Origin of the sequence: Streptomyces sp. NPDC085932, from assembly GCF_044540525.1 — a bacterium.
GTDB classification, from domain to species: Bacteria; Actinomycetota; Actinomycetes; order Streptomycetales; family Streptomycetaceae; genus Streptomyces; species Streptomyces levis.
The window spans coordinates 187,329-202,726 of sequence record NZ_JBITSJ010000002.1; the positions used below are offsets into that span (position 1 = coordinate 187,329).

Annotated in this window: 14 protein-coding genes and 2 tRNA genes; 5 read left to right on the forward strand and 11 right to left on the reverse strand. The window is 70.2% G+C overall.

The features are described 5' to 3' along the window. Positions 1 to 6: 6 nt before the first annotated feature. The 4 genes from ACIGAQ_RS10080 to ACIGAQ_RS10095 form a co-directional block, all read right to left on the reverse strand. The gene (locus tag ACIGAQ_RS10080) at positions 7 to 1,947 is read right to left on the reverse strand and encodes a kelch motif-containing protein (protein WP_311688084.1); all 1,941 of its coding nucleotides are present in this window, start codon (positions 1,945 to 1,947) and stop codon (positions 7 to 9) included. Then, on the reverse strand, positions 1,944 to 3,944 hold the full coding sequence (locus ACIGAQ_RS10085) for a glycosyltransferase family 2 protein (RefSeq protein ID WP_399781037.1): 2,001 nt from the start codon (positions 3,942 to 3,944) through the stop codon (positions 1,944 to 1,946). The genes ACIGAQ_RS10080 and ACIGAQ_RS10085 overlap by 4 nt, the downstream gene beginning before the upstream one ends. A gap of 324 nt (positions 3,945 to 4,268) precedes the next feature. Beyond that, on the reverse strand, positions 4,269 to 4,982 hold the full coding sequence (locus tag ACIGAQ_RS10090) for a FadR/GntR family transcriptional regulator (RefSeq protein ID WP_399781040.1): 714 nt from the start codon (positions 4,980 to 4,982) through the stop codon (positions 4,269 to 4,271). Between the two features lie 136 nt (positions 4,983 to 5,118). Continuing rightward, positions 5,119 to 5,192, reverse strand: a tRNA-Lys gene (locus tag ACIGAQ_RS10095). Between the two features lie 200 nt (positions 5,193 to 5,392). Here ACIGAQ_RS10095 and ACIGAQ_RS10100 point away from each other — a divergent pair. The 4 genes from ACIGAQ_RS10100 (at position 5,393) to ACIGAQ_RS10115 (ending at position 9,168) form a co-directional block, all read left to right on the forward strand. Further along, complete coding sequence (locus ACIGAQ_RS10100) at positions 5,393 to 6,700, forward strand: peptidoglycan-binding protein (RefSeq protein ID WP_399781043.1); 1,308 nt, start codon at positions 5,393 to 5,395, stop codon at positions 6,698 to 6,700. Between the two features lie 73 nt (positions 6,701 to 6,773). Next, positions 6,774 to 7,895, forward strand: coding sequence for an SPFH domain-containing protein (locus ACIGAQ_RS10105; protein WP_399781046.1), 1,122 nt, complete (start codon positions 6,774 to 6,776; stop codon positions 7,893 to 7,895). Between the two features lie 101 nt (positions 7,896 to 7,996). Next, entirely contained in the window at positions 7,997 to 8,602 is a 606-nt protein-coding gene (locus ACIGAQ_RS10110) for a lytic polysaccharide monooxygenase (protein ID WP_311688089.1), read from the forward strand. 98 nt (positions 8,603 to 8,700) lie between these two features. Continuing rightward, entirely contained in the window at positions 8,701 to 9,168 is a 468-nt protein-coding gene (locus tag ACIGAQ_RS10115) for a hypothetical protein (protein WP_399781049.1), read from the forward strand. Between the two features lie 51 nt (positions 9,169 to 9,219). On the opposite strand, the gene ACIGAQ_RS10120 is transcribed toward ACIGAQ_RS10115, so the two are convergent. From ACIGAQ_RS10120 to ehuB, 6 genes are all read right to left on the reverse strand, one after another. Then, a tRNA-Lys gene (locus ACIGAQ_RS10120) sits at positions 9,220 to 9,293 on the reverse strand. A 94-nt stretch (positions 9,294 to 9,387) separates the two neighbouring features. Beyond that, positions 9,388 to 10,146 (reverse strand): IclR family transcriptional regulator, encoded by a 759-nt coding sequence (locus ACIGAQ_RS10125; RefSeq protein WP_399781052.1) that lies wholly within the window; start codon positions 10,144 to 10,146, stop codon positions 9,388 to 9,390. A gap of 197 nt (positions 10,147 to 10,343) precedes the next feature. Beyond that, entirely contained in the window at positions 10,344 to 11,129 is a 786-nt protein-coding gene (gene ehuA / locus ACIGAQ_RS10130) for an ectoine/hydroxyectoine ABC transporter ATP-binding protein EhuA (protein WP_311688092.1), read from the reverse strand. After that, positions 11,119 to 11,769 carry an ectoine/hydroxyectoine ABC transporter permease subunit EhuD gene (gene ehuD, locus ACIGAQ_RS10135; protein ID WP_362275199.1) on the reverse strand — a complete coding sequence of 217 codons (651 nt, stop codon included), beginning with the start codon at positions 11,767 to 11,769 and terminating at the stop codon, positions 11,119 to 11,121. Before ehuD ends, ehuA begins: the two co-directional genes overlap by 11 nt. Further along, positions 11,766 to 12,467, reverse strand: coding sequence for an ectoine/hydroxyectoine ABC transporter permease subunit EhuC (ehuC, locus tag ACIGAQ_RS10140; protein ID WP_399781056.1), 702 nt, complete (start codon positions 12,465 to 12,467; stop codon positions 11,766 to 11,768). Before ehuC ends, ehuD begins: the two co-directional genes overlap by 4 nt. Next, on the reverse strand, positions 12,464 to 13,393 hold the full coding sequence (gene ehuB, locus ACIGAQ_RS10145; RefSeq protein WP_399781059.1) for an ectoine/hydroxyectoine ABC transporter substrate-binding protein EhuB: 930 nt from the start codon (positions 13,391 to 13,393) through the stop codon (positions 12,464 to 12,466). Before ehuB ends, ehuC begins: the two co-directional genes overlap by 4 nt. A 108-nt stretch (positions 13,394 to 13,501) precedes the next feature. Here ehuB and ACIGAQ_RS10150 point away from each other — a divergent pair, with 108 nt between their 5' ends. Continuing rightward, complete coding sequence (locus ACIGAQ_RS10150; protein ID WP_399781062.1) at positions 13,502 to 13,996, forward strand: DUF3830 family protein; 495 nt, start codon at positions 13,502 to 13,504, stop codon at positions 13,994 to 13,996. Here the strand turns inward: ACIGAQ_RS10150 and ACIGAQ_RS10155 are convergent. Next, on the reverse strand, positions 13,983 to 15,386 hold the full coding sequence (locus ACIGAQ_RS10155) for an amidase (protein WP_399781065.1): 1,404 nt from the start codon (positions 15,384 to 15,386) through the stop codon (positions 13,983 to 13,985). The two genes, ACIGAQ_RS10150 and ACIGAQ_RS10155, sit on opposite strands and share 14 nt — an antisense overlap. Positions 15,387 to 15,398: the final 12 nt, after the last annotated feature.

Below are 15,398 nucleotides of genomic sequence, written 5' to 3' on the forward strand. Positions count from 1 at the left end.
GTTCGGCTACGGCACCTTGACCCACTGCGCCTTGCTCGGCGTGCCCTGGGCGTCCGTCACGAAGAGCATGTACCACCCGGCCTGGACCAGGTTCCGGTTCTCCGGCACGGTCACCGTCAGCTTGTCGCCGGACGCCTCGAAGTCCAGCGCTATGGACCGCTGGTCGATGTCCGTGACGTGCGTGGCGGCGCTCGGCCGGATCAGCCGCACCTTCTCGACCTTCGAGGCGTCCGCCGAGGTGAAGGTCCCGGTGCCGCCGCGCTCGATGGTCTTCGGCCCGCCCGACAGCGAGGGCCGGTCGGCGTCGCCGTACAGGTAGGGCGGCGTGTAGATCTCGATGCGCTGCTCGAACTTGCCCGGCTTGGTGTTGGCCTTGTCGGCGTAGAGCGAGTCGGAGCCGAAGACCATCACGCGGCCGTCGGGCAGCAGGATCGAACCGGAGTGGTAGTTGCGGCCCACCAGCGGGTCGGCGACCCGCTTGAGCTCGTTCTTCTCCGCGTCGTAGAGCCGCGCCTCGAAGATGTTGGAGTCGCCGCGGCCCCGGTAGTCCTCCGAACCGCCGGAGATCAGCACGCTGTCGTCCGGCAGGACCGAGGCGTTCGGGTAGCGGGTGCCCTTGTCCAGGGACGGGCCGTCCACGAAGCTCGGGTTCGGCTTCTTCAGGTCGACGATCCGGGTCTTCTCGCTGGACTGCTGGGACTCGCCGACGCCACCGCCGCCGATCACCATGTACTTCTCGTCCTGCGCCGGCGGCAGCAGCACCGTGCCGGACGTCTCCATCAGCTTGGGGTCGCTCAGACCGGGGATCTTCGTGAACTTGTTGGTGTCCACGTCCCACACGCCCGGGTCGCGCCCCACGTTGTCCGGTCCGTAGCCCGCGTTGGAACCCGAGTAGAAGATCTTGCCGTTCTGCATGAGGAACAGCGCCGGGTAGGTCGGGAACTGCCGGACCTTGTCCGTGTAGGTCCACTTCTTGGTCTTCGGGTCGAAGACCTCGTTCTTGCCTGGGACCAGCTGGCCGATGTCGTCCAGGCCGGAGACGCTGAGGATCTTCCCGTCGCTCAGGGTGGTGAGCGTCGGGTACCAGCGGGCCTCCTTCATGGGGTCGACCTTGATGTACTTCTCGGCGACCGGATCGAACTCGAAGGCGTCCCGGATGCCCTGGAAGTCCTTCTTGTCCAGGGCGAGCTTCTGCGCGATGCCGTAGGTGTTCTTGGCGTCGGCGCCCTTCAGCCCGTGCACGCGGTAGTTGTCCTGCGTGCCCGTCTCGAACTTCTTGCCCCGCTTCTGCGCCTCGACGTAGATCCGGCCCAGGCCGGGGTCGTTGCGCAGGAACTTGCCGGTCGCCTTGTCGAAGACCTTCTTGGCGCGCGGCACCAGCACCGGGTCCTTGGAGACGAACGTCTTGCCGTTCTCCTTGCCCGTGAACTTCGTGCCGGCGGGCAGCGTGATCGGCTTGTCCGGGTTCTCGTTGTGGACGATCATCAGGCCGCCGGCCTTGGTGACGTCACCCTTGAGCTTCTCGTACCGCTTGGTGCCGCCCGCGATCAGCAGGTTGCCGTTGGCGAGCTGGGTGTGGCCGGTGCAGAACAGGTCGCTGGGCGTGGGCACCTTCTTGATGGTGCCCTTGACCGGGTCCCAGATCCGGGTGTCGAACTTCTTCGCGTCGAAGTTGTCCTGGTTGTTGCCCGACCCCGCGACGAGCAGCACCTTGCCGGTGCGCAGCAGCGCCGCGTGGATGGTGTTCTGCCGGTACTCCTCGGGAAACTCGATGATCTCCCACTTGCCGTTCGCGGCCTTGTACTCCGGCTTGTTGATCTTGTACTGGTGGTATTTCTCGGTGCTGAAGCGGTAGAGCCACGGCCCGTTCATCCCGGCCAGCGCGAGTACCACCGCCGTGCCGATCGCGAGTCGACGGGCCCGGCGGCGGCCTGCACGGTCGTTCATTCCTTACGTCCCCCAAGTCCACCAAGGGCGATCTGCATGGTCTGGTCGGTTCCCCCGACCTCCCCGTGTGCGCCCGGGGTCGCGGCCCACGTGGGCTTGTGCTGCGGGGCGTGCGGCGCGTGCTGCTGCGGGACGGGCAGCGGCTGCGTCCGGTGCGGGCCCGCAGAGTCCTGCGGCGGCTCCCCGGAGGGAGCGGCGGGCTTCTTGGCGTCCTGCTTCATCTGCCAGCGCCAGGCGAAGATGGGCGTGGCCGTGATCAGCATGGCGAACGTCGCCCAGATGATCATCGCGGGGTGCGAGTGGCCGAAGACGAAGCCGGCCGCGATCGACCCGCCGAAGATCAGGATGAAGTACCAGTGGTAGCGGAACGTGCCGAACCAGCGGTCGGGGCTCGCGGAGTCGCCCTTGGGCGTGACCACGAACTTGCTCTTGCGGCGCAGCGCGGAGTCGATCAGCGCCTTGGCGTACAGCGGCGCCGACAGCGCCGACATCACCATGCCGGCCACACCGCCGGAGCCCTCCGGCTCGTGCGGCGAGACGTTGTGGCGGCGGTTCCAGACGTACAGCCCGATCTGCAGGGCGGAGGCGTTGCCGTAGAGCATCAGCCACACGGCCGGGTCGATGTTCACACCCGAGGCGCCCAGACCCAGGAACAGGCAGCAGCTCAGCGCGGCCAGGATCCAGTTCAGGGCGGACATCGGGTAGAAGATGATCATCATCGTGTAGTTGAAGAGCTTGCTCGGCGGCAGCGAGTACCAGCCCTTCCAGTACTGCTTGAGGATCGTCTCGTACGTCCCTCGCGACCAGCGCATCTGCTGGGTGAAGAAGTCCGTCCAGGCACTGGGGCCCTCACCGACGGCGAGCACGTCCGGGGTGTACACCGAGCGCCACTTGTTGCCCGTCGCCGGGTTCTTGTGGCGGTGGATCTCGAAGCCGGTCGCCATGTCCTCGGTGATCGAGTCGTACAGACCGCCGATCTGCTTGAGCGCCTTGATGCGCACCGCGTTGGACGTGCCGACGAACATCGGGGCGCCGTAGCGGTTGCCCGCGCGCTGGATCAGGGCGTGGAAGAGGAACTGCTGCGACTCGGCGGCCTTGGTGACGAACGAGTCGTAGTTGCCGTAGACCTGCGGGCCGATGACGAAGCCGACGTCCGGGTCGCGGAAGAAGCCGAGCATCCGCTCGAGGTAGTTGGGCAGCGGCACGTGGTCGGTGTCGACCGAGGCGAAGAAGTCGTAGTCGTCGCCGTGCGCCTCCAGCCACGCGTTGTAGTTGCCGTGCTTGGTCTTGGCGCGGTGCGGGCCCTTGGCCTGGTTCCACTTCGCGACGCCCTTGCGGGAGAAGTGGTGCACGCCGAGGCGCTCGCAGACCGCCTTCACCTCGGGGTGGTCGCCCTCGTCCAGCAGCCAGACGTGCATCAGGCCCCGGTGGCGGATCCTGACGGCCGCCTCCAGGGTCTTCGTCACCATCTCCAGCGGCTCCTTGCCGGGCACGAAGGAGGTGAGGAACGCCACTCTGGTGCCGACCTCGGGCACCACCGGGATCGGGTCCCGGGCGACCAGCGTGGCGTGCGCGTTGGACAGCACGTTCATGCAGCGGAAGAACTCGATCAGGCCGATCGAGACGAGCATCACCATGTCGAGCGCCGGCAGCCAGTCGAAGGCCGGGTAGTCGCGCTCGGTCCAGTGCTCGGGCTGGAGCAGCCAGAACAGCAGCACCAGCGACAGCACCGGGGCGGCGGCCAGCATCAGGGCGACCCGGATGCGGTGCGGCTCCTGCGAGATGAGCGAGCGGTACTGCACCTTGTACGGCTTGCTCGGATCGGGCTGGGTGAGGGGACCCGCGAGCCGGCTGTAGTGCTCGTAGTCGTATCTCGGCAGCGTCTTCTTGATCCGCCGGAACGTCCCCGTGGTGCTCATCCGGTGAGACGGCACCCTCAGCTGGGTCGTCTGGGACGGGTCGTTTTCCTGCCGGGCACCCGTGGGCCTCGACGTCATGAGTCATCCCCCCACACGCGGACCGCCGCGTGTTTCGTCGCTTCCTACCGTCTGCTGCGGTCCCCCTCGACCTTCACAGACGTATCAGTGGTGGGTCGCAGTCACCACGTCATCCACACCCTATAGACACGGCAACGCGACCTTCCGGTTGCATGATGCCCCCCTCGGCATCCCTTCATGAACGGGGCCCCTACCCCCGCGCAGTCCGCAACCGGTTCCGAATCCCCCCAACTGCCGCGAAACCGCAGCATCTTGAAAAACGAGAAAACCAGGGTTCTATGACGTTCATCATGATCGCAAGATGCGAAACGCGGTGTTTACCGGTCATACGCGTTCATTGTGGCGCCTGTGGGGACCCTGCGGAGCCGTTGTGGACAGGCGGGCGCGGATGTTGCCGAAGTGTTCCCTTATGGCCTCCTCCGCCCGCATCCCGTCGCCGGACCGCACCGCGTCCAGGATCTCCCGGTGCTGCCGGCAGGTCACCCTCGGGTCCTGCGGCACGCCCCCCAGGTCGGTCCTGACCCGGTGGAAGGCGTCCCAGAACGCCTCCAGGACCTCGCTCAGCAGCACGTTGTCCAGCCCCCGGTAGAGGGTGGCGTGGAACGCGCGGTCGGTCTCCGCGAGGCCGGCTCCCTGCGCGGCCTGCTCTTCCATACGGCCGACGAGCGCGTCCAGTTCAACGAGGTCCTGCGGCGGTATCCGCCCCGCGAGCCGGGAGGCCAGGCCGGTCTCCACGGCCTCGCGCAGTTCGAGCAGCTGGAGCAGCGAGTCCTCGCCCCGGTAGTGTCCGGCGACCGTGCGGAAGGCGAGGCCCTCGATCATCGGGGCCAGGGACATCGGGCCGACGTAGGTGCCGAAGCCGTGCCGGATCTCGACGATGCCCATCGCCTGGAGCGCCTTCAGCGCCTCGCGGACCGAGTTCCGGCTCGCGCCGAGGTACTCCATCAGCTCGGGCTCGGTCGGCAGCGGGGCCCCGGAGGCCAGCCTGCGATCGATGATGAGCTTCTTGATCCGCTCCTGAAGGTCTCGCGCTGCCATGGCGAGAGGGTATCCGGCCAAACGTGCGGTGGCCCCGGTTCCGGCCAGAGAAAGGTTCCGGCCAGGAAAACGCCCGGGGATCGCGGCCCCCGGGCACGCAAGAAGGCCCCTCGTTCCCGAGAGGCCTTCCGGTCGGTGCGCCGCCAGGGACTCGAACCCCGGACCCGCTGATTAAGAGTCAGCTGCTCTAACCAACTGAGCTAGCGGCGCCTGCTGACGTCGCAACTCTACAGGACGCGCGGGGGTGCTCCCGACCACCCTCCCGTGGTCCGCAGGGTCCCCCGGGAGGGGGCCGCGTACATCATTCGGACCGTCAGCATGCGCGTGCGGAAGACAGTTGCGAAACTGGCGACGCGCGCCCGGACGTCCACGGGCACCGCGTTTTCCGCCGGAAGTGTGAGGGGAATCGCATGGAGTCTCCGGTATTCGAGGAATTCGACCCCGCGAGCGACTGCGACTGCCCCGGCTGTGCCCACTGGCGGCGCGTCCTGCCGCATTCCCCGGCCGGCCGCACCACCGCGCACCCGGCCGCCCACCGGGCTCTCGCCCTGGCGGCGGTGGCGTCCGCCGCCCTCGGCGCCGGACACGCCGCGCCGGCCGCGGCCGCCCTCCCGCACGCCCCCCACCGGCCGGGTGTTCCCGCAGGTGAGGAGCGCGACACCCCCCAGGGTGACCGGACGCCGCTGCACGGCCCGGGCGGTCGGCCGGCCCTCGCCCGCAAGCCGTCCGCCCTCACCCGCACGGAGATCATCGACCGGGCGAAGACCTGGGTCGCCGCGAAAGTGCCGTACAGCATGACCGCCCACTGGTCCGACGGTTACCGGCAGGACTGCTCGGGTTATGTCTCGATGGCCTGGAAGCTGCCCGGGAACGAATGGACGGGCAGCCTCGCCCAGTACGCGGAGCCCATTTCCAAGGAGGAACTCCAGCCGGGTGACATTCTGCTGTTCCACAATGCGGCCGACCCCGAGAGCGGGTCGCACGTCACGATTTTCGGCGGCTGGACGGACGACTCGCACAGCCACTACACGGCCTACGAGCAGACCCGCCCGCACACCCGCCGGCAGTCCACCCCGTACGCCTACTGGAGCGACTCCGACCGGTACGTCCCCTACCGGTACAAGGGCGTCACGCCCGAGGAGCCGGCCCCGGAACCGGACGGCGGGACACCGGGCGCCCCGGCGGCCACGCCGTTCCCGGGGGCGGCGTATTTCGGCCCCGGCGCGCACAACAAGTACGTCACACTGCTCGGCCGCATGCTCGTCGCGCGCGGGGCGGGCGGCGCCTACGCCTCGGGCCCCGGACCGCGCTGGACGGACGCCGACCGGCGGGCGACCCGGGCCTTCCAGCTGGCACAGGGCTGGACGGGTGCCGACGCGGACGGGCTGCCCGGCCCGCGCACCTGGGAGCTGCTGGTCACCGGCGAGGGCAGGGACGTCAAGGGCGGCGCGGTGGGGCCGCCGCCGTCCTCCCACGGCGTCCCGGGCTACCCGGGGCGGGCGATGTTCCGCCCCGGTGCCGACAACGCGTACGTCACCCGGCTCGGCAAGCAGCTGGTGCGCAAGGGGTTCGGCAGGTTCTACGCGGTCGGGCCGGGGCCGCGCTGGAGCGAGGCGGACCGGCGGGCCGTGGAGGCGTTCCAGCGCACCCAGGGCTGGCGGGGCGGCGCGGCCGACGGCTACCCGGGGCCGGAGACCTGGCGACGGCTCTTCTCGTAGGCCCCCGCCGGGCCCCGCCCGGCACCGGGGGACCACCGTTGTGACGCATCTGGCGCGGAGGCTGGAGGCACGCATGAGTACGACCACTTCCCACACGTCCGAGCCCGACGGACCCGTCGAGGGGCCGGTCAGGCCCGCCCGGCTCATCCAGAACGAGGCCACCACCGAGATCCCCGTCCACCTGCTGTTCCGCGACGACCCCGACCCGGCCACGGTGGCGCTGCGGCCGGCGGTGGTCAGCCGCAGGCACGGCACGGGCGAACAGCCCCGGCTGCGGCGCGCGGCCGGGGCGGCGCCGCGGCCCGTGCCGCAGATCGACCCCGACCTGGCCGAGCGGCCGGCGCGCGTGCTGCCCGGGGCGGCCGGGGTGCTGGCCGGGACGTGCGGGGCGGCCGGGTGCGCGGCCACCTCCTGGTGGGCCGGGCTGCTGCCGCCGCTCGTCGTGGAGGCGCTGCGGCTGCCCGCGCAGGCCGGGGCCGGGCTCGGCCCCGCGCAGTGGGCGGCGTACGCGGGCGCCGGCGCCCTCGGCCTGTTCGGGTTCGGGGGACTGGCCCGGGGGCGGTCCGGCCGGGCCTGGGTGCTGGACCTGTTCGGCCGCTACCGGGGGACCGTGCGGCGTTCCGGGCTGCTGTGGGTCAACCCGCTGCTGCTGCGCCGCAGGGTGGACGTGCGGCTGCGGCACTGGCGCAGCGAGCCGCTGCCGGCCGCCGACGCGAGCGGGGTCGCGCTGCGGGTGGTCGTGCAGGTGGTGTGGCGGGTGCGGGACACCGCGCGGGCCACGCTGGCCGTCGAGGACCACGAGTCGTACCTGCGCGAGTGCGTGGAGGCGGCCCTGGCCCGGGTGCCGGTGGAGACGCCGGGCGGGGGGAAGGGGCCGGGGGACGCGGGGGCCGAGGCCCTGACCCGGCTCGTGGCGTCGGACGCCGCCCCGGTCGGCCTGGAGGTGTTCTCCGTGCAGCCGCTGCGCGTCGAGTACGCGCCCGAGGTGGCGGCCGCGATGCACCGCCGCCGGATCGCCGCCCTGGACGCCCGGCACCGGGCGAGCGTGCTCAGCTCGGTCGTGGACTCGGTGGAGGACACGGTGACCCGGCTGACCGTGCGGGGGCTGGTGGAACTCGACGACTACGAGCGCAAGGCGCTGGTGAAGGACCTGACGGTGGCGTTCTGCGCGGGCCGCGGGGAAACAGGTCCGTGATTGGTATGGACATGTTCAACTAACGGTCATACTCTCAGACTTGGTCTAGACCTACCTGCACGCCTCAGTGAAACTCCCCCACGTTCTCCAGGAGCGGCAGCATGCGCACAAGGACCAAGTTGTCCGCACTCGCGGTGGGACTGGCCACGACCGGAGCCCTCGTACTCTCCTCCGGCGGCGCCAGCGGTCACGGCTACACCGACCTCCCCATCAGCCGGCAGAAGCTCTGTCAGAACGGCACGGTGACCAACTGCGGTTCCATCCAGTGGGAACCGCAGAGCGTCGAGGGCCCCAAGGGCTTCCCGGCGTCCGGACCGGCCGACGGGCAGATATGCAACGGCGGCGTCGGCCACTTCAGCCAGCTCAGCGCGCCCCGCACACCGTCCGGTGGCGCGTGGCCCGCCACGCAGGTGACGGGCGGTCAGAACTACACGTTCCGCTGGCAGTTCACGGCCATGCACGCCACGACCGACTTCAAGTACTACATCACCAAGCCGGGCTGGAACCAGAACCACAACCTGTCCCGGTCCGACCTCAACCTCACGCCGTTCTTCACGGTGCCGTACAACGGGCAGCGGCCGCCGCAGACGCTCTCCCACACGGGCAGGCTGCCGTCCGGGCTCAGCGGCCGGCACGTCATCGTCGCGGTGTGGACGATCGCCGACACGGCCAACGCGTTCTACGCGTGCTCGGACGTCACCTTCTGAACCTCTGAGGTTCCCTTGAGTCACCGCCGCGGCCGGCGTGGGTAGGTTCCTCCCACGCCGGCCGCTCGGGGTCGGCGCACCGACTGAGGGGGTGCGCGATGGACGTGATCCTCTGTGTCGTGCCCGGCCTGGTCATGGCACTGGCCGTCCGGATGGCCTGTCGCGTGGTGCGGTGCTGGTGGCGGATCCGCGGCGCCTGGGACAGCGGGCTGACGGTCGAGGCGCGGTGCCTCGGGGCGTACCCGGCGGGGTGGGGCGGGCTCCACCACGTCTACGAGTTCATCGCGCACGACGGCCGGGTCATCCGCTTCGAGGAGGACGGCGGTCCCGCGACGACCACCGAGGGCGACTACGTCATGGTCCGCTACACCGGCGGTCGCCGAGTCGTGGCCACGACCCGGGCGCCGAGCCGGGCACGACGGGCGATGACCGCGGTCGGCCTGCTCGCGTTCCTCGGCGTGGTCGCCCTGTTCTGCGCCGGCTTCCTCACCGCCTACGGCCAGGCCTCCGGCCCGTACGGCGACCTCGTCTCCGGTGTCGACCGGGAAACGTCCGTGGCGCCCTGACCCCTGTACACGCCGAAGGGCCCCTCGCTCCCACGAGAGGCCCTTCACAGGTGCGCCGCCAGGGACTCGAACCCCGGACCCGCTGATTAAGAGTCAGCTGCTCTAACCAACTGAGCTAGCGGCGCATGACTCCCGCCGACCGCTGAAACCGTGTTCCGCGGCGGCGACGGAGAAAATACTACCTGGTCCCGAGGGGTGCTCCGGACCAGGCGGCGCGGGCTAGATCGCCATGGAGAGCAGGACCGGTGCGGCGTTGCGGTTGAGGGTGTCCGCGGCCTGGCGCAGGCGGTGGGCGTGCTCGACGGGCAGCGACAGGGCCAGACAGCCGACGGAGTTGCCGGCCGTGATGGGGACGGCCGCGCAGACCGTGCCGACCGCGTACTCCTGGAGGTCCAGGACGGGCACGGTCGGCGGCTGGGCCTCCAGCCGGGACAGCAGCAGCCGGTCGCTGGTGATGGTGCGCGAGGTGAGGCGGGCCATCCTGTGCCGGGCGAGGTGATCACGGCGGCCGGCGTGGTCGAGCTGGGTGAGCAGGCTCTTGCCGATGGCGGTGGCGTGGGCCGAGGAGCGGAAGTCGACCCACTCGTTGACCTTGGGCGTGGCCGGGCTGTCGGCGTACTGGGTGACGGCGATCTCACCGTCGACGTAGCGGCTCATGTAGACGGCGGCGCCGACCGAGTCCCGCAGCCGGTCCAGGGTCTGCTGGAGTTTGTCGCGCAGGGCCTGCTCGCGCCGGCGGGCGGAGGTGAGGCGGGCCAGCGTCTCGCCCGTGACGTACGCGCCGTCGGCGATCTGCTCGACGTAGCCCTCGCGACGCAGCATGCGCAGGAGCGTGGTCAGTCGCTCCTGGCCGATGCCGGTGCGCCGGGCGAGTTCGGCGTCGGTGACGCCGGAACTGTTTCGCGCCACCGTCTCCAGGACGCGCAGGGCTTCCTGGGCCGAGTGGTATGGGGTGGTCGGCTCGTGCTTCAGCGCCACGGTGGTCTCCCCCTGCGCTTGCTGTAGGGCCGTAATCCGGTCAGTGAACCGTGTCCAGGTTAACCGGCAAAGCCCGTGCGCGGAGCGGGGGTTGACAAGATTCCCGGGCATCCGAACTGGGGCAATGGCACTCTGGCATATGCCAGGCGCATGCCCCAGTCCGGCGGTCCCGCGTTCTACCTGTTCACGGCCCGTAGTCAGAGCACTGCGCTGAGGAACTCCCGAGTGCGGTCCTTCTCCGGCTCGCTGAAGATCTTTTCCGGCGACCCGGACTCGATGATCCGGCCGGAATCGAACATCAGCACCTGGTCGGAGATGTCCCGGGCGAAATTCATCTCGTGGGTCACGCAGAGCATCGTGATGTCGGTGGAGCGGGCGATGTCCCTGAGCACGTCGAGCACGCCCGCGACCAGCTCCGGGTCCAGCGCGGAGGTCACCTCGTCCAGCAGCAGCACCTGCGGGCGCATCGCCAGCGCCCGGGCGATCGCCACCCGCTGCTGCTGACCGCCGGACAGCTGGGCCGGGTGCTTGTCGAGGTGGTCGGTCAGCCCGACCAGCTCCAGCAGCTCGCGCGCCCGCTCCTCGGCGGCGTCCTTGGACATGCCGAGGACCGTGACCGGCGCCTCGGTGATGTTGCGCAGGACCGTCATGTTCGGGAACAGGTTGAACTGCTGGAACACCATCCCGATCTTCTTGCGGACCTCGCGGACCTGCTTCTCGGGCGCCGGGAAGAGCCGCTCCCCGTCCACGGTGATCGTGCCCTCGTCGGGCTTGGTCAGCGTCATCAGCAGTCGCAGGATCGTGGTCTTGCCGGAGCCGGACGGGCCGATCAGCGTGACGTGCTTGCCGGCGTCCACGGAGAAGTCCAGGTGGTCCAGGACCGTGTGGTCGCCGAACCGCTTGGTGACCTGCTCCAGCCGGATCAGCTCGCCGCCGCTGCGCGCCGGGTTCTTCTCGGGGTCGGGGAGGGTGTCAGTGGACAAGGCGTCGCTCCAGGGCTCGCAGGGCAAGGGAGGCCAGATAGGAAATGACGATGAAGGCCACTCCGATCACCGTCAGCGGCTCGGTGAACCGGAAGTTCTCCTGCGAGAACAGGCGCGCGTGACCGAGCATCTCCAGGACGGTGATCGCCATCAGCAGCGGCGTGTCCTTGAGCATGGCGATGACGTAGTTGCCGAGCGCGGGCACCACCCGGCGCACGGCCTGCGGCAGGATCACCGCGGTCCACGTCCGGCGCAGCGGCAGGTTCAGCGCCGTCGCCGCCTCCCACTGGCCGGCCGGCACGGCCTCGATACCGGCCCGGTAGACCTGCATGGTGTACGTCGAGTAGTGCAGTCCGATCGCGAAGACGCCGGTGGCCAGCGCCGAGAACGTCAGGCCCCACTCGGGCAGCACGTAGAAGAGGAAGAACAACTGCACCAGCAGCGGGGTGTTGCGGACGAACTCCGTCACCGCCCCGACCGGCCAGGTCACCCAACGCGTCGGCACGCGCATCAGCAGCGCCCACACCAGGCCCAGCACGAAGGAGATCAACGAGCCGAGCACCAGGATCTGCAGGGTGACCAGCAGGCCTTCCCAGAAGTCCGGCATGAAGTCGGAGACCGCGCTCCAGTCCCAGTTCATCGGACCGCCTCCACCACGACCGGCTCGGCAGCCTTGGTCCCGTCGCCGGGCGCCTTGCCGACGCCCGCCTTGAGCTTCTTCTCCAGCCCGCGCATGACCCGGGTGAGCAGGAAGGCGATCACGAAGTAGATGATCAGGATGTACGTGTAGATCTCCGCGCTCTCCTGGAGCGCCAGGCGCACCAGGTTGCCGCTGAACGCCAGGTCGCCCATGCCCATGACGGACACCAGGGCGGTGCCCTTGAGCAGCTCGATCAGCAGGTTGGAGAACGGCGGGATCATCTCCGGCACCGCCTGCGGCAGCAGGATCAGCCGCATCCGCTGCCAGGGCGTGAAGCTGAGCGCGATCCCGCCCTCCTGCTGCGCCGGGTCGACCGCGGTCAGCGCACCGCGCACGATCTCCGAGCCGTAGGCGCCGTAGGTCAGGCCGAGCGCCAGCGTGCCCGCCCACAGCGGCACCAGCTGCCAGCCGAAGGCCGGGGGCAGCACGAAGAACACCCAGAAGATCATCACCAGGGCCGAGGTCCCGCGGAACACCTCGGTGTAGAAGCCCGCGAGGAAGCGGACGATCCACAGCCGGTGGGTGCGCGCGACACCGACGACGAAGGACACCGCCGCGGCCAGCAGCGCACTGCAGACCAGCAGCTGGATCGTGACCCAGACGCCCTTGAGTACCAGTTCCCAGAGTCCCGAGGTCATCCGCCGCACAGCTCCTTCGCGGTCAGATCCGTCATCTCGGCCTCGGTGAAACCGAACGGCTTGAGGATGCGGAAGAGTTCACCGCTCTTCTTGAGCTTGCGCAGCTCCACGTTGAAGGCGTCGCGCAGCTTCGTCTCGGTCGGCCGGAACGCGAAGGCGCCCCCGTCGACGTGCGGCTTGCCGTCCACGATCGGCTTGAACGGCTCGGTGGCCTCCGTCCTGGCGGACTTCTTCACCACCTCGCGCACGGTGAGCGCCGTGCCGGCGAACACGTCCACCCGCCCGGCCTCGACGGCGTTCAGCCCCGCCACCTGGTCCGGGACGATGAGGATGTCGCTCTCCTTGTACCCCGCCTCGACGGCGTACTGGATCTCGGCGTATCCGGTCCCGGTCGCGAAGGCCGCCTTCTTCTCGACGACGTCCTTGTAACTGCGCAGCCCCTTCGGGTTGCCCTTGCGGACGATGAACGCGTCGAGCATCTGGTAGTCCGGGTCGGAGAAGAGGACCTGCTCGCAGCGCTCGGGGTTGACGTACATCCCGGCGGCGACGACGTCGAACTGCTGGGAGTTCAGGCCCGGGATGAGCGAGCCGAACTCGGTCGGCACGGGCTGCACCCGGTCGACCCCGAGACGCTTGAAGATCACCTTGGCCAGTTCCGGTGCCTCTCCGGTCAGCTCCCCGTCCTTGTCGATGAAACCGAACGGGATCTCACCGGCGATGCCGAGACGGACCACGCCCGCCGCCCGGAGCCGGTCGAGGAGGTCGCCGCCCTCGACGTCCGAGGCGGTCGCGACCCGGCTGCACCCGGCGGTGCCCAGCGCGCCGAGCGCCGCGACCCCCGCGAGCAGCGACCGGCGCGTGGGCCCGGACCCGGGCCGGGATATGTGTTCCGGACTTCTGTGTGGGCTTCTCTGTGGTGGAGCCATGGGCGCGCGGCTACCCGACCGCCTTCGAGTTATGCCGGTCTTTTCAAGCCCCCCACCTCGCCCGTGCGCCCTTGACCGCGAGCGGCGGGGGGCACTCCCATGGAGGGCATGGCTGATCGCTACCTCGAAGTCTCGCTGGTCAAGCGTGACGTGACCTGCACGGCCAGGCTGCTGGACGACCGCGCGCCGATCACCTGCGCAGCCGTCTGGGACTCCCTTCCGCTGGCCGGCGACGTCTACCACGCGAAGTACGCGCGCAACGAGATCTACGCCCTTTTCCCGCCCTTCGCCGAGAACGAGCCACCTCTGGAGAATCCGACCATCACCCCCATCCCGGGCGACCTGTGCTATTTCACCTTCGCCGGGGCGGAGTTGGGCACCAGGGCCTACGGCTACGACCGCGAGGTCCGCGCCGGGACCACCCTCGTCGACCTGGCCCTGTTCTACGAGCGCAACAACCTGCTGCTCAACGGCGACGTCGGCTGGGTGCCCGGCATCGTCTGGGGCCAGGTCGTCGACGGCCTGGAGACCATGGCCGAGGCGTGCAACGACCTGTGGCGGTCGGGGGCGGCGGGGGAGACGCTCAGTTTCAGGCGGGCGTAGGCCGGCTGCCCGGCGCCACTCCCGCCCCGTACAGCGCATGGGCCGCCCGCAGCACCAGATCGTCCCGGTGCCGGGCGGCCACGAGTTGCAGACCCACCGGCAGCCCGTCCCCGTCGAAACCGACCGGCACGCTCGCCGCGGGCTGCTGCGTCATGTTGAACGGGTACGTGAAGGGCGTCCAGCCCGTCCAGCGCCGGTGGCCGGATCCCTTCGGCACCTCCGCGCCCGCCTCGAACGCCGTGATCGGCAGGGTCGGCGTGACGAGCAGGTCGTAGGTGTCGTGGAAGCGGCCCATACGGCGGCCCAGGCCCATCCGGACGTCCACCGCGGCCAGATACTCCAGCGCCGAGTACCGGGCGCCCCGCGCGCAGATCTCCCTGAGGCCCGGGTCCAGCACCTCCCGCTGGTGCGGGGCGAGGTGCTGGGTGACCCGCGCGGCGCCGCTGAACCACAGCGTGTGGAAGGCCTCCACGGGATCGGTGAGGTCCGGGTCGGTCTCCGTGACGTACGCGCCGAGCTCCGCCAGCCGCTCCACCGCCCGCCGCACCGCCGCCGCCACCGCCGGCCGCACCGCCACCTGCCCGCCCAGCGACGGCGAGTACGCCACCCGCAGCCCCCGCACCCCGCCGGCCAGGCCCTCGGTGTACGACCCGGGCGGCGGGGCGAGCGCCGACCAGTCGCGCGAGTCCGGGTGGCCGATGACGTCCAGCAGCAGGGCCGCGTCCGCCGCGTCCCGGGTCATCGGCCCGACGTGCGCCAGAGTGCCGAAGGCGCTCGCCGGGTACAGCGGCACGCGTCCGTAGGTCGGCTTGAGCGCGAAGATCCCGCAGAAGGCGGCCGGGATGCGGACGCTGCCGCCGCCGTCCGTGCCCAGGGACAGCGGCCCCGCGCCGAGCGCCACGGCCGCCGCGCTGCCGCCGCTCGAACCGCCCGCCGTGCGGGCGGGGTCGTACGGGTTGCGGGTCACGCCGCTGAGCGGCGAGTCCGTCACGCCCTTCCAGCCGTACTCGGGCGTCGTCGTCTTGCCCAGGAACACCGCCCCGTGCTCGCGCAGCCGGGCCACGGACGGGGCGTCCTCGTCCCAGCGGCCCACCGGATCGACGGCCTTGGAGCCGCGCAGGGTCGGCGCCCCGCGCAGCAGCAGGATGTCCTTCACCGTGACGGGCACCCCGTCCAGCAGCCCCCGCGGCTCACCGCGCCGCCAGCGCTCCTCCGACTCCCGGGCCCGTTCCAGCGCGTCCTCGGCGGTCAGCCGGACGAAGGCGTTCACCTCCGGCTGGATCTCCTCGGCCCGCCGCAGCGCCGCCCGGGTCGCCTCCACGGGACTGAACTCGCCCTCGCGGTACCCGTCGAGCAGCCGTACGGCCGTCAGCTCGGTGAGCTCGGTCATCCACCCTCCCAG

Bases quoted from the DNA above. Each gene is read 5' to 3' on its own strand.
- ACIGAQ_RS10080 (WP_311688084.1), bottom strand. From the start codon at position 1,947: ATGAACGACCGTGCAGGCCGCCGCCGGGCCCGTCGACTCGCGATCGGC.
- ACIGAQ_RS10085 (WP_399781037.1), bottom strand. From the start codon at position 3,944: ATGACGTCGAGGCCCACGGGTGCCCGGCAGGAAAACGACCCGTCCCAG.
- ACIGAQ_RS10090 (WP_399781040.1), bottom strand. From the start codon at position 4,982: ATGGCAGCGCGAGACCTTCAGGAGCGGATCAAGAAGCTCATCATCGAT.
- ACIGAQ_RS10100 (WP_399781043.1), top strand. From the start codon at position 5,393: ATGGAGTCTCCGGTATTCGAGGAATTCGACCCCGCGAGCGACTGCGAC.
- ACIGAQ_RS10105 (WP_399781046.1), top strand. From the start codon at position 6,774: ATGAGTACGACCACTTCCCACACGTCCGAGCCCGACGGACCCGTCGAG.
- ACIGAQ_RS10110 (WP_311688089.1), top strand. From the start codon at position 7,997: ATGCGCACAAGGACCAAGTTGTCCGCACTCGCGGTGGGACTGGCCACG.
- ACIGAQ_RS10115 (WP_399781049.1), top strand. From the start codon at position 8,701: ATGGACGTGATCCTCTGTGTCGTGCCCGGCCTGGTCATGGCACTGGCC.
- ehuD (WP_362275199.1), bottom strand. From the start codon at position 11,769: ATGAACTGGGACTGGAGCGCGGTCTCCGACTTCATGCCGGACTTCTGG.
- ehuC (WP_399781056.1), bottom strand. From the start codon at position 12,467: ATGACCTCGGGACTCTGGGAACTGGTACTCAAGGGCGTCTGGGTCACG.
- ehuB (WP_399781059.1), bottom strand. From the start codon at position 13,393: ATGGCTCCACCACAGAGAAGCCCACACAGAAGTCCGGAACACATATCC.
- ACIGAQ_RS10150 (WP_399781062.1), top strand. From the start codon at position 13,502: ATGGCTGATCGCTACCTCGAAGTCTCGCTGGTCAAGCGTGACGTGACC.
- ACIGAQ_RS10155 (WP_399781065.1), bottom strand. From the start codon at position 15,386: ATGACCGAGCTCACCGAGCTGACGGCCGTACGGCTGCTCGACGGGTAC.